Source organism: Fodinicurvata sp. EGI_FJ10296 (assembly GCF_040712075.1).
Classification (GTDB): Bacteria; Pseudomonadota; Alphaproteobacteria; order DSM-16000; family Inquilinaceae; genus JBFCVL01.
Map to the genome: position 1 here is coordinate 305,368 of NZ_JBFCVL010000002.1, position 13,290 is coordinate 318,657.

Annotated in this window: 11 protein-coding genes; 5 read left to right on the forward strand and 6 right to left on the reverse strand. The window is 63.0% G+C overall.

Features of this window, described 5'->3' with window-relative positions:
- The first annotated feature begins 68 nt into the window (after window positions 1–68).
- Window positions 69–2,042 carry a lytic transglycosylase domain-containing protein gene (locus tag ABZ728_RS04860; protein WP_366654730.1) on the forward strand — a complete coding sequence of 658 codons (1,974 nt, stop codon included), beginning with the start codon at window positions 69–71 and terminating at the stop codon, window positions 2,040–2,042.
- A complete protein-coding gene (locus ABZ728_RS04865) occupies window positions 2,039–3,067 on the forward strand; it encodes a threonine/serine dehydratase (protein ID WP_366654732.1) in 1,029 nt (342 codons plus the stop codon). The genes ABZ728_RS04860 and ABZ728_RS04865 overlap by 4 nt, the downstream gene beginning before the upstream one ends.
- A 24-nt stretch (window positions 3,068–3,091) precedes the next feature.
- Here ABZ728_RS04865 and ABZ728_RS04870 read toward each other — a convergent pair whose 3' ends face one another.
- The 3 genes from ABZ728_RS04870 to msrB all read right to left on the reverse strand — a co-directional run bounded on the left by ABZ728_RS04870 (window position 3,092) and on the right by msrB (window position 6,005).
- Window positions 3,092–3,601: a polymer-forming cytoskeletal protein gene (locus tag ABZ728_RS04870; protein ID WP_366654733.1), complete on the reverse strand. Its 510-nt coding sequence runs from the start codon at window positions 3,599–3,601 to the stop codon at window positions 3,092–3,094.
- Window positions 3,573–5,219, reverse strand: coding sequence for a peptidoglycan DD-metalloendopeptidase family protein (locus ABZ728_RS04875; protein WP_366654735.1), 1,647 nt, complete (start codon window positions 5,217–5,219; stop codon window positions 3,573–3,575). Before ABZ728_RS04875 ends, ABZ728_RS04870 begins: the two co-directional genes overlap by 29 nt.
- Before the next feature lie 381 nt (window positions 5,220–5,600).
- Window positions 5,601–6,005: a peptide-methionine (R)-S-oxide reductase MsrB gene (gene msrB / locus ABZ728_RS04880; RefSeq protein ID WP_366654737.1), complete on the reverse strand. Its 405-nt coding sequence runs from the start codon at window positions 6,003–6,005 to the stop codon at window positions 5,601–5,603.
- A gap of 217 nt (window positions 6,006–6,222) precedes the next feature.
- Here msrB and ABZ728_RS04885 point away from each other — a divergent pair, with 217 nt between their 5' ends.
- Window positions 6,223–7,128, forward strand: a complete 906-nt coding sequence (locus tag ABZ728_RS04885) for a dihydrodipicolinate synthase family protein (RefSeq protein ID WP_366654739.1) — start codon at window positions 6,223–6,225, stop codon at window positions 7,126–7,128.
- Here the strand turns inward: ABZ728_RS04885 and ABZ728_RS04890 are convergent.
- Window positions 7,118–8,599 carry a PLP-dependent aminotransferase family protein gene (locus tag ABZ728_RS04890; RefSeq protein ID WP_366654740.1) on the reverse strand — a complete coding sequence of 494 codons (1,482 nt, stop codon included), beginning with the start codon at window positions 8,597–8,599 and terminating at the stop codon, window positions 7,118–7,120. The two genes, ABZ728_RS04885 and ABZ728_RS04890, sit on opposite strands and share 11 nt — an antisense overlap.
- A 71-nt stretch (window positions 8,600–8,670) precedes the next feature.
- On the opposite strand from ABZ728_RS04890, the gene ABZ728_RS04895 reads away from it, so the two are divergent.
- The gene (locus ABZ728_RS04895) at window positions 8,671–9,336 is read left to right on the forward strand and encodes a pyridoxamine 5'-phosphate oxidase family protein (protein ID WP_366654741.1); all 666 of its coding nucleotides are present in this window, start codon (window positions 8,671–8,673) and stop codon (window positions 9,334–9,336) included.
- 176 nt (window positions 9,337–9,512) lie between these two features.
- Here the strand turns inward: ABZ728_RS04895 and ABZ728_RS04900 are convergent, their stop codons facing one another.
- Window positions 9,513–11,288 (reverse strand): SLC13 family permease, encoded by a 1,776-nt coding sequence (locus ABZ728_RS04900; RefSeq protein ID WP_366654742.1) that lies wholly within the window; start codon window positions 11,286–11,288, stop codon window positions 9,513–9,515.
- A gap of 172 nt (window positions 11,289–11,460) precedes the next feature.
- Here ABZ728_RS04900 and ABZ728_RS04905 point away from each other — a divergent pair, with 172 nt between their 5' ends.
- Window positions 11,461–11,994 (forward strand): GNAT family N-acetyltransferase, encoded by a 534-nt coding sequence (locus tag ABZ728_RS04905; protein WP_366654744.1) that lies wholly within the window; start codon window positions 11,461–11,463, stop codon window positions 11,992–11,994.
- Window positions 11,995–12,018: 24 nt separating this feature from the next.
- Here ABZ728_RS04905 and ABZ728_RS04910 read toward each other — a convergent pair whose 3' ends face one another.
- Window positions 12,019–13,146 (reverse strand): hypothetical protein, encoded by a 1,128-nt coding sequence (locus ABZ728_RS04910; RefSeq protein ID WP_366654745.1) that lies wholly within the window; start codon window positions 13,144–13,146, stop codon window positions 12,019–12,021.
- Window positions 13,147–13,290: the final 144 nt, after the last annotated feature.

Consider the following 13,290-nt stretch of genomic DNA (forward strand, 5'->3'; position numbering starts at 1 on the left):
CCCCGATGGGCCTGAACGGAAAGAGCGGCACGATAGCGCCTCGTCTCTTAAAAGCCAAGGCTGTGGTCATGGCAAAAATACTCGCGAAATCGGCAGCAGTCGGATTGTTTCTGAGCTTGGCGGTTGCGGGCGGCACGAGTCCGGCGGCGGTTGCCGATGTGTTGAACGGCAGCGATATACGGAACTATCGCGAGGCCCTGGACGCGGCCGCGCGCAGCGACCATAGCGCCGCGGCACAAGCTGCCGCAAGGGCGTCGGATCCGATCCTGCGCAAAGTCGTCACCTGGGAGCGTCTCCGGGCGGATCATAACGGCGATTTCGCGGAAACGGCCCGGTTTCTGGCCGACAATCCCAACTGGCCAGACCGTTCGACGCTGATGCTGCAGGCCGAACGGCGCATGCCGACCTTGCTGGCGCCAGCGGAGATTGTCGCCCATCACGATGCGTTCCCGCCGCAAACCTATGATGCGGTTCTGAACCATATCCGGGGGTTGATGTCCGTCGGCCGGGAGAACGATGCGCGCGCTGTCGCCCGTGACCGCTGGCACAGCCAGGTTCTGACGGCCGATCAGCAATCGGAATATCTGGGCCTCTACGGCGGATTCCTTACCGAAGCCGATCACATCGAGCGGCTTGACAACCTGCTATGGGCAAACCGGGAATCCGAAGCTCGCCGCATGTCGCCGCTCGTCGACGACGGCTATATGCGGCTCGCCGACGCGCGGATCAGATTGGCCAATCGCGACGATGGCGTCGACGATGCCATCAACCGCGTCCCGAATACGCTTGCCGACGACGAGGGGCTGCTTTACGAGCGTCTGCGCTGGCGGCGGTATTATGGCTACGATGCGGGCGCGATCGAGATCCTCGACCAGCAACCGCCAGAAATGAAACAGCCGAACGCCTGGTGGCGCGAGCGCAATATCATCGTCCGCCGCTTGTTCGAGGATGGACGCTATGCCGAGGCCCAACGCCTCGCGGCCGAGCACGGCACTGACGGCGGCTCCTCGCTGGCGGAAGCAGAGTGGCTTGCCGGCTGGTTTGCATTGCGCTTCCTTGATCGGCCGAACGATGCCCTTTCGCACTTCGTGACCCTTTTCGAGAATGTCGGCACGCCGATCAGCCTCGCACGCGGAGCATACTGGGCTGGGCGATCGCACGAAGCACTTGGCAACACCGACGAAGCCGAGGAATGGTATGCGCGCGCGGCCGTCCACGATACGGTCTTCTATGGGCAGCTGGCGGCCGGGAAACTGGGGCGTCCGACGGTTGCCGGGCTTTCAGAGATTCAGGAACATGCCGGTGCCGACGCGACGGCGGATCCCGAACTGGCCAGGGTGACGATCGCGCTCGGCCAGATCGGCGCGGAAGACCTTCAGCAACGTTTCATGGCGGCGTTGCTCGGCGCATCGACGAGCGCATCGGAGATCGCGGCCGCCGGCAGGCTGGCGCTGGAAGACGGCAATACCTTCATGGCCGTACGTGGGGGAAAGATGGCCGTGATGGAAGGGCGCATCATTCCGGACATCGCTTTTCCCGTTGCAAACATGTCCAATGCCGACGACCGCATCGACCCGGCATTCGTCCACGCGATCATTCGTCAGGAAAGCGAATTCAATCCGCGCGCAGTCAGCCGGTCCAATGCCCGCGGTCTGATGCAGCTTTTGCCGGCAACGGCACAGGATGTCGCCCATGTTCTGGGCGTTTCCCATAGCACGGGCATGCTGACGGCCGACCCCGCGCACAATATCAGGCTCGGTTCTCGCTATCTGGCCGATCAGGTGGCGCGGTTCGGCGGCTCGTATATCCTCGCCGCGGCTGGATACAACGGCGGCCCCAATCGCGTGGCGGGATGGTTGTCGGAAAGGGGCGATCCCCGGCGTATGTCGGATATCGATGAAATCATAGACTGGATGGAAAGCATTCCGATCTACGAGACCCGCAACTATGTCCAACGCGTCCTGGAAAACACCCAAGTGTATCGCATCAGAATGGGCCAGACGCCGAGGGTCGGCATGCTTGAAGAGGACCTCACCCGATGACATCCGCCCAAATGAAGCCCGGCGAACCTGATATCCGGGCCGCCGGCGATGAGCCCGTGCCGACCGCCGCCATGGTTCACGATGCCGCAGAACGCATAGCGGGCCTTGTGCGAGAGACGCCATTGCTGAACGCGCCGTCCCTCGACCGGATTGCGGGACGGCGGATACTGGTCAAGGCGGAATCGCTGCAGATCACCGGTTCGTTCAAACTGCGCGGCGCCAGCAACCGCATCGCCGTAATACCCGAGGATCACCGCGGCGGCGGTGTCGTCGCCTATTCCAGCGGCAACCATGCGCAAGGGGTCGCCGCGGCCGCTTCGCGGCTCGGCCTGCCGGCAATCATCGTCATGCCGGCCGATGCGCCAGCGGTAAAGCTCGACGCGACGCGTGCATGGGGGGCGGAAGTTCGGCCCTATGACCGCCAGAACGAGAGCCGGGAGGAGATCGGCCAACAACTGGCCCGTGAGCGCGGCGCGACGCTGGTCAAGCCCTATGACGATCCCTATATCGTTGCCGGTCAGGGAACCGTGGGTCTGGAGATCGCGCGGCAAGCGGCGGCGATGGGCATTCGGCCGGATGCTGTCGTCTGCAGTTGCAGCGGCGGCGGCCTGGTTTCAGGTACCGCGCTTGCGGTCAGGGATACCTGGCCCGACATGGCGGTCTATGCATCGGAACCCGCTGGTTTCGATGATATCGCCAGATCTCTGGCAGCGGGTGAACGGGTCGCCAATGATGGAACGGGCGACTCGTTCTGCGATGCCCTGCTGGCACCGATGCCGGGTGAAGTCACATTACCGGTGATGCGCCACACTTTGGCAGGTGGTCTGGTTGTTACGGACGACGACGTCGCCGAGGCCATGCGGCTGGCTTTCGCGCATTTGAAACTGGTGATCGAGCCCGGCGGCGCTGTCGCTCTGGCGGCCGCGCTGAGCGGCAAGCTGCCGAAAGAGGTCGAGACAGTCGTCTGCGTCGCCTCGGGCGGCAACGTCGATGGCGCCCTTTTCTCCCGCATCCTGACGGGCTGATTGAAAGCGGGCCGTCGCAGCCGGCTATTGCCCTTCGGCCGGCTGCGGCAATTTCGACTTCGCCTTGATCGGAAACCCTGACGAGCGCGGCTTTTCCGTCGTTTTCTCGGCCGGTGCGTCGGCCAACATCGCATCGGCGTCGCTGACGACGAGATTCATTGGTGGCCGGTCCGTTTCCTGCTTTCGGTCGCGCTTGACCATACCCTCTATGTAGGCGCCGCGAGCCACTTCCAGCGACTCGTGGACGATGTCGCCCGACACCTCGGCCGTTTCCAGGAGAGTGACCTGACGCGCCTTGATGCGACCGTTTACACGGCCCCAGACACGCACGACTTCGGCTTCGATGCTGCCATTGACCTCGGCTGTCTTGCCAATGGACAACGTCGAGCTGTGGATGTCACCGTCGACGATGCCGTCGACCTGAATATCACCGTCCGATTTCAGGTCGCCCGAAACACGCAGGTCCAGGCTGACGATTGACGGTACCGCATCGGCTTGCAGCTTATCATTCTTGGTTTGTGACCGCGAAAACATGGTTCCCCGCTTCCAGATAATTTTCGGGATTCATCGCTGTTTGGCTGGATCGGATTTCATAGTGGAGATGAGGCCCCGTGCTGCGGCCTGTCGTGCCTATCTTTCCGATCTCTTCCCCCGTGGTGAGTTCCTGCCCCTCCTGGACGGAGATATGGGTAAGATGAGCATAGCGCGTGGTTATGCCAAAGCCGTGATCGACTTCTACGAGCCGTCCATAGGCGCCCCGCCACCCGGCCGAAGTTACGGTGCCATGGGCCGGAGCCGTTACCGGCGTTCCACGCGGTGCGGCGAAGTCCAGTCCCAGATGACCGGAAGCCCGACCCGTGAACGGATCCCTGCGCTGCCCGAACCGGCTTGACAGGCGATAGTCGTCGCGCACCGGCATGGCGACTGGCAGCCGCGCCACCAGTTCGTGAGTGGCCGTCGCACGCTCCACGCTTTCAGTCAGTTCGTTTGCTGCCGACCACACGGTGGCGTCGAGGAAAGAGATTCCGGAGACGGGAAGAAAGGGACCGCCGACGCCGGGATACATCTCTGACCAGACGTCATCGATCATACTGTCGATATCCAGTCCGGTATGCCCCAGGCCCTCGGCCAGCTCTTCCCGCTGACGATCGGTACGATCGCGCAACTCGGCGAATACATACTGCTGCGACGCGACCAGATCATCGATCATTCCGGTGAGCCGATCCGCCCGTGCCTGCTCGGTGCCGAGTGCGGTCAAGAGCGCATTGCGGTTTCTGCGCAGTGTTTCGGCGCCGGACAGAGCTGCGTGCATAAGCTGGCGGGCGTCTTCGCGCTCGCGATCCGCGTTCGCGACCGATTGCAGGGCGCCGTCGATCTCGCTGGAAAGCCGGTTGCGGTCGTCTGCCGTTGCACGAGCCGTCGTGATCGCCCGATTGACCGATTGCGAAAGATCGCGAACTTCTGATTCCAGAGACTGATTCCAGTCCTCGGCACGGGCCAATGCCGTTTCCAGCCGACCGATCTCGGACGCTCGATCCGCAGAGAGTGAATTCAGATTGTGCATCTCGGCGCGGACCGAATTCAGATCGCGATCAAGCACGGCAACGCGATGGCTGGCTTCGCTCTCTGCCCGCAGCGCCTCACTCAGCCGGGTTTCGAGCTGCACGACCTCGGCTGCGCGCTCGTCCAGCCGCTCATCGAGACCGGCAAGCTGCGCCTCAAGGTGACGCTTCTCGGATCGGACGGCCTGAAGCGCGTCGCGAAGATGGGCGTTATCGGTCAGCACGCGATCTGCAACAGAATTTGGCTGTGATAGCCCCCCCGCCCCTGTGCCGGCGTCGGCTTCGGCGTCGGCCAGAGCAACGTCGGTGTCGATGCCGCTGCCAGCCGCCCCGGCCGCGAATGCAGTACGGCTTTCTGCGGCCCGGGCAATCACCTGGGCATATTCCACACGCATCTCTGACAGACGGGCTTCACGGTTGCCGACTTTGGTGACGCCGACAACCGTGCCCACTGTTCCAGCAAGGGCCAATATCAGCAGAGCCGCACATGCGGAAACCGCAAGGACCTGATGGCGGGCGCGAAGATGGAGATGGCGCACCCCTTGTTCCGAGCGGACCAGGATCTGTCGGTCGCGAAATGGCAAAATCATCGAAATATGGGGTTCCCCGATCTTCGAGTGGCCTACAGCCGGCCCGTCGCACCTGCCTGGACCAGGCTGGCGCACCACTGCCTGTAGGCGTTATCATGGGGCAGCGCAGCTAATTTTTAGTAAATTCTTTGATGCATGATTGCAATTACTAATTGCAATCATTCGATCATCAAGCACGTTTTAAGGGCCGCGCGAGGAACCCCCTGGCGCGGATGCTGGACAGCACAACGAGACGTGCAGCTGGTCCGAGACGCACGCTCTCACCCTGCTACCGCGGCGCAGGTGGACCCCGGACGACGCCTCGCGCCTACGGGGCAGTGGTTGGGGCCAGCGCAGCAGAAATGCCCTGCCCCGGCTTCGGGATGAAAGTGGGCGCCAGAGCTAGCCGTCGTCGGGCTCGAATCCCATGGCGGCAGAATTCATGCAATAGCGAAGCCCGGTCGGCTCCGGGCCGTCTGGGAAGACGTGGCCGAGATGGCCGTCACAGCGGGCGCAGACGACCTCGGTTCTCGGACGGCGAAACAGGGACTTGTCCTCGCGCTCCTCGACCGCGGTGTCGGAGACCGGCGCATAAAAACTCGGCCAGCCGGTTCCGCTTTCGTATTTCGTCGCCGATGAAAACAAGGGCGCGCCGCAGCAGACGCAGGTATAGACGCCCTTTCGGCTTTCCTTATAGAGCTCGCCGGTAAAGGCCCGCTCGGTACCACCCTTGCGGGCGACCTTGTACTGTTCCGGCGAGAGTTGTGCCTTCCAGTCGTCATCTGTCTTTTTGATCTTCTCGGCCATAGCTGATCCACCATTCTTTGCTCGGGCCCGGCAGACGATTCGGAGCCGTCGCGACTCCCGTCAACCGGACGGTCATTCAATCTCGCGGCAATCATATCGTTTTCCGGAACGGAAATGCCATGGGTTCCGGCAATGCTTGCGACGACGATCCTCAGAGGCTACCAATGCACTATGGTATACGTGCGGCATACGAGTTTCAAAAAGGGGACCTGAGGCAATGAACACGAAGCCGGCTTATGGCGGCGTCCTGGTTCCGGCGATCACGCCGGTAACGTCGGACCTTGCACCCGATCGCGACGCGTTTGTCGACCACTGCAAATGGCTGCTGAGCGAGGGCGCGACCGGTCTGGCGATTTTCGGTACGACAAGCGAGGCCAATTCATTTTCCGGCGAAGAACGGCGCGCTTTGCTCGATCATCTGGTCGACAGCGGCGTACCGGCCGATGTCCTTATGCCCGGTACCGGGGCCTGTTCGATCACGGAAAGCGTGGAACTGACGCGTCACGCGCTGTCCCGCGGTGTCACCCGGACATTGATGCTGCCGCCGTTCTACTACAAGGGCGTCAGCGACGACGGCCTTTTCCGGTTCTATTCCGAGGTGATCCAGCGCGTTGGCGACGATCGTCTGAACCTGTATCTCTACCACATCCCGCCGATGTCGCAGGTTCCGCTCTCGCTGGACCTGGTGGAGCGCCTGATCAACGCGTTCCCGAAGACCGTGGTCGGGCTGAAAGACAGCTCCGGCGACTGGTCGAACACCAAGGCGCTGATCGAACGCTTCCCCGGCTTCCAGGTATTCCCCGGCAGCGAAGTCTTCATGCTGGACGCCCTGCGCATCGGCGGTGTCGGCTGTATCACCGCGACCGGCAACGTGAATATCAAGGGCATCTCGGCGCTCTATCGCGCCTGGGAAACCGATCAGGCCGATGCCATGAACGAGACCATGGTTACCGTGCGCAAGACCATCCAGGCCTATCCGATGGTCCCTGCCCTCAAATTCATCCTGTCCCGGTTCCACCGCAAGGAATCGCTGGCGACAGTTCGCCCGCCGCTGGTGCCGTTGGCAGATGACAAGGGCAGCGCCTTGCTCGCCGACCTGGAAAAGCTGAACTTCAAGCTCTGACGGTCGGGGAAATCCTGTCGAGGACGGTGCGCAGCGTCTCCATGGGCGCCGCCATCCGTCCCGTTTCGAACGCCGCAAAGCCCATGAGAAGCCCCGATACCGGCGGCATCTCGGCATAGTGGCCGGACAGCGGCGGGCAGTCGATGCCCGCCGCCTCGGCCGCCGCCGAAACCGCGCGATCATCAACGCCGGGCGCCAGCCGTGCCACCAGTTGCATGCCGACCGGATGGTCATCGAAACTGATCCGCGCGCCCAATATCTCGCGCAGCAGCGCGACGAAATGCGCGCGTCTGACGCCATAGACGCGACGCATGCGGCGGACATGCCGCTGCAGTTCTCCGGATTCTATGAATGCCGCTAACGCCCGCTGAGGGACAAGGGATGCCCCCGCTCCGAACGGCGGCACAGCTTGACGAAATCGATCGACGAGCGATGACGGCAGAATGACATAGCCGATCCGCAACGACTGGGAGAACAGTTTGGCGAAGGTTCCGACATAGATCACCCGGCCCTGGTCATCGAGACTGGAAAGCGCCGGGATCGGACGACCCGCATAACGGAAATCACTGTCGAAATCGTCTTCGATCAGCCATGCGCCTGTCTGGCCGGCATAGTTCAGAAACTCCGTCCGCCGGGCCATCGGCATGGTTCCGCCCAGCGGATATTCATGCGAGGGCGTCAACATGGCGGCGACAGGATCGAGCCCGCCGCCGGATGCCGGAACGACGGCGCCGTCGCGGTCCACGGGCAGCCACAACGGCTCCAGCCCTCTGGTGCGTGCCATGGCACGCACGGCCTGATAGCCGGGATCCTCCAGCGCCAGTCGATCACCAGGCTTCATGATGGTGCGCAAAATGAAATCGAGTCCACCGATCGCACCGGCCGTGATGACAATTCGATCGGCATCGGCCTCGATGCCCCGCGCGGATCTTACATGGCCGGCGATCGCCTGGCGCAGCACCGGGTCACCGAACGGATCCGTCGCAAGCACCATGGCCTCGGGGGCCTGCCGGGCGGCCCGCGCGACGGCACGAGCCCAGGCCCTGAACGGAAACCGCGACATATCGGGAATGCCGGGCCGAAATGGGGGCGGATCCAGCGGTGCCGAGCCGACTGCAAACGGCCGCTCCGGAGCCTTTGCGCCGCCGGGCGAACTGCCGCCGAAGTCGCCAGCTGCTTCCGGCAATGCGTTGACGAATATGCCGGCGCCACGCCGGCTCTCGACATAGCCCTCGGCGACCAGCTGGTCATAAGCGGCGATGGCTGTCGATCGCGACACGCCCAGATCGACCGCCAACCGCCGCGATGGCGGCAGGATCCCGCCGGCCGGCACCCTGCCGGAGATGATGCGATGGCGAAGGATCTCGTAGATCTGAAGAAATAGCGGCTGACCGCCAGTCCGGTCCAGGGCAAACGGCGCCATGATTGCGGCCTCTGAATTGGTCTGGTGAGAAAGCGCAGAATTGGACATTTTCGACGACCCAATTCTGTCCTACTCGATGGTGGAGAAACGATCCACTTTCTAGTGTCGGAGATTCAGCCATGACATCAGAAACCCTGCCCATCACCGAACGGACCCGTCTTCGGCGGAACCATCTGCGCGGAACCCACGAACGGGCCACCATCGATGCCATTCTCGACGCAACCCCGATGTGCCATGTCGGATATCTGCTCGACGGCAAGCCGGCGGTCACGCCGACGCTTCAGTGGCGCGACGGCGATCGGGTATACTGGCATGGTTCCGCCGCCAGCAGGGCGCTGCGCAATGCGACCGAAGCCCCGGTCTGCCTGACCGTGACGCTGTTCGACGGTCTGGTCATGGCCCGGTCGGGGTTTCATCACTCCGCCAATTACCGCTCGGTCGTGATCTACGGCACAGCGACCAAACTGGACGACCCGGCTGAAAAGGCGGCGGCGCTGGAATACTTCATCGACCACCTGTTTCCCGGCCGCTCATCGACGCTGCGGCCGATGACCGATCAGGAGGTCAAGGCGACGACGGTCCTGTCGATGCCGATCGAGGAAGCGTCGGCGAAGGTCAGGACCGGACCGCCGGTCGACGACGAGGAAGACTATGAACTTCCGATCTGGGCCGGTGTGATACCGCTGTCCACGGTCGTCGGTGAGCCACAAGCCGATCCGCGCAACCTGGATGGTCTGGAACCGCCACCGGACGTGACAGCGTTCACGCTGGGCGGCAACCGCTAGTGGTTCGATTCCGACATTTGCATCCCATTTCCGCACGCTCCGTAGCAAATGTCGGAATCTATGAACCACTAGTAAAACATTGTTATCTAGTGGAATTTCGAATTTGACATTTGATCGAGCGCCTACCGCGGATTGGGTATCAAATGTCAAATTCATTCCACTAGCACCGGGGTCCGTCAAAGAGGCCAGAAATACAGGATCAGGGGGACTCCGGTGGCCGTGATCACCATCTCCAACGGCAGGCCCATTCGCCAATAGTCGGTAAAGCGATATCCGCCCGGCCCCATGACCAGAGTGTTGGACTGGTGGCCGATCGGCGTCAGAAAGGCGCATGACGCGCTGACGGCGATCGCCATCAGAAACGGGTCCGTGTTGACGCCGAGCGCGTCTGCCACATTGACCGCGATCGGCGCCATGATGACGGCGGCGGCATTGTTGTTGATGACGTCCGTCAGCACCATCGTCATCACAAACAGCACCAGCAGGATCACGCCCGGCGGCAGAGCCTCGATCTGCCCCACCAGTCCCATCGCGATCGCCGAGGCAGCACCGGAACTGTCCAGCGCCTGCCCAACCGGCAGCATCGCCCCAAGCAGAATGACGATCGGCCATTCGACGTTGGAATATACCTCTCTCAGCGTGATGGACGACGTGAGTACCAGAGCGACCACGGCCGTCATGAACGCCGCATGCACCGGCAGCAGTCCGACTGCTGTCACGCCGATCGCCGCGCCGAATATCGCCGCCGGCAGCCAGCTTCTGCCGGTCGAGGCCTCGTTCAGGCCCCGATCGGCAAGGGGAAAGCAGCCCAGTTCGCGAAGGCTTTCGATCAGCGTGGCACTGTCGCCCTGAACGAGTATGACGTCGCCCACTTCCAGCCTTTTGCGGCCCAGCGGCGTCTGAATTGTCCGGCCATGGCGCGCCAGCCCGATCAGATTGATCCCGAAACGGCCATGCAGATGCAGTTCCGATGGCGTCCGTCCGATCATGGCCGAGGCCGGCGGGATCATCGCCTCCATGATCACCACCTTTTCCGATTCCAGGTCGCTCCGGTTGAACGATTTGCCGCCGCGCAGCTCCACCTGACCGGAGCGAACGAGCTGGCGCAGGCTCGTGGGATCAGTTTCGACCACCAGAACATCGCCTGCCTGCAAGGTTTCGATCGGCGACGGCGCCAGTATCTTTCGCAATCCCCGGATCAGGCTCATGACCGCCAGATTGCCGTCCATCCGCCGGCGCAGATCAAGGACCGTCCGACCGACAAGCTCCGATTCCTCAAGAATACGCAATTCCGATATGTAGTCCTCGATCCTGAACAATTCGGTGTGCGACTGCCCCTTGCGGTTTTTCGGCAGCAGCCGCCAGCCGACCAGCGTGACAAACAGGATACCCACGACGGCGATGCCCAGCCCGACCGGCGTGAAGTCGAACATGCCGAACGGCTCGCCGGTTTCGGTCTCGCGGTATGCGGAAATGATCAGGTTCGGCGGCGTCCCGATCATCGTTATCAGCCCGCCGAGCAGGGTAGCGAACGACAACGGCATCAGGACAAGCGCCACGGGACGTTTTGCTTTCAGCGCACTCTGTATGGCGACCGGCAGAAGCAGTGCCAGCGAGCCGACATTGTTCATGAACGCGGAAAAGGACGCGCCTGCGACGGTCAGCGCACCGACATGGCCGGTCGTGGTCCCGGACGCCCGTGAAACCTGGCGGATCACGCCCTGCAGCGCGCCGGATTTGGCGATCGCCCGGCTGATGATGAGGACCGCGATCACGGTCACTACCGCCGGATGACCGAACCCCCTGAACGCATCGTTCGGCGGAATGGCGCCGACGATGACGCTGGCGGTCAGCGCAATCATGGCCACCACGTCGTAGCGGTACCGCCCCCATATGAACAAGCCGAGGGCGGCGGCGATGATCGCGACGATCGTCCACTGATCGAATGTCATGCGTCGAATACTCGTGGTGAAAGCGAGGTGCCGGCTGGCGGCCCGGGAATTCCCGGCAATGCGGGGCGAAGCCGCTTCCGTCGCCGACCGTCAGCCAGAATGTCGGAGCATCCAGTTTCGGTGCCGTGGCATTTGATTGATTGGATCATCGTGATGTATCCCGGCACCCATGATGACCCCGTTCGAAATCCGCCCCGCGACCGACGCCGACGGCAACTGCGTAGGTCGTATCATAGCCGCCGCCTTCTCGGAATATGAAGGATGCCACTACGACCGCGCGCTGGAGTTTCCGGAACTGGACCGGCTTGCCGCCCACTTCGCCGCGCTGAGCGGAATGTGCTGGGTCGCCTGCATCGATTCAAGCGTTGTGGGGTGTGCCGCTGTCAAACCGATGGAGCGCCCGTTGGGACCATGGGTCCCGGCGATGGAATTGAGCAAGGTCTATCTCGACCGGCAATGCCGGGGACGCGGCATCGCGGATCGGCTGGTCACGACAGCAGTGGATTTCGCGGCACAGAATGGCGCTGCCGGCGTCGAGCTATGGACCGACACGCGCTTCACGGCCGCGCATCGGTTCTATGCGCGTCTCGGCTTTGTATTCACCGGCTGGACCAGGGCCATCGATGACATCAGCGACACCGTGGAGTTCCATTTTCGCCGGCCATGCGCATTTCCGGGCGACTCCGAACCCGGCGGATCGGTCTGACCAATGCGGCATAGCCGGCGCTGCTCACTCCAGCACCAGATTCCGCCAGATCAATATGACGGCCCCGTTCGCCGGATCGGGACCGGCCCAGGCAACTGTCGGACCGGCCGCCGCGGCCCACGCGCCACGCGCCACGCCGTCCATCGTCGGCGCCGAATCGCCATTGGGCATAGCGGAGATTTCTCCCGTCGCCAGATCCAGCACGGAACCGTTCTGGAAATCGCCGACGGCATATCTGCCCTCCGGCAGCACGACCAGCGGGCCGGCATCATCACGCAGTGCCACATCGTGGATGACCGAGATGCCGTCAGTCGACAGTTCGGCCACCGAACCGTCAGCCAGCGTCGCCACCGCACCATCCGGCGCCGGCGCGAGATAACGGATATTGGCATCCAGCACCATCTCGCCATAGGCAGCCGGCGGATCGACCGGCCAATCGGCGGCAACGTCGAGAAAGAGCGCCGTCGCCGGATCTCCCGCTATCGATTCGGGGGCAATCGATTCACCTGCTGCCAACCCGGCCACGTCGCGGTGGGCGGCGATGACCATCGAACCATCGGGCGTGATCGCGATGTCCTGGAAAAAGCCCAGTCCGCCATAGGCAACGACCGAGCCCGCGCCGTCCTCGACGCCGACCAGCACCAGGCCGTCGCCGCAGGCCGCGGCCGCAAGGCTGCCTGCGGCCGACACCGCCGTGCAGGGCGCCGAGGAAAGCCGGCTCGGCGGCTGATAGACGCCGGGCCGATAAAGGTCGAGGCCCGGCCCTGCCGCGTCCGCACCGGTCCCGCTGTCACGGGCGATCAGCACGTCCTGTTCACCCACCCACGCCATGCCGCTGATGCAGCAATCTCCCGCCAGGCTGTCCACTGCGTCGCCCGTTTGCAGATCAACGACAGCAACATTGCCGGCGTCGGCAACCGCCAGCCGACCGGCATCGGGACTGAGGGCGAGGAGTTCAGGACTGTCGATCGGGCTGGCCAGCCTTTCCGGTCCCGCATTTCGGGCCCCTGCACCCTCTTGTCCATACGCCGGCAGCGCCGTTGCGGCCACGATGGCGAAGGCCGCCAGAGACCCTGCGACATTTTCGGGAGACCTGAAGCGGATGACGCCCGCCTGATAGCAGTTGCCCCGTTCTTCGGCAGGTTTACGCATGCCAACCCCTCGTCTTTATTGATCTTGTTGCCCCGCACCTCGTACGGGGGCCTGACGACTTCTACTGGTAACGGAACCACAATGAAACCTTGGTTAAGCCGCTGGTGCGACATTCAAAACGCCCTGCGACCAATGAACGGGTTG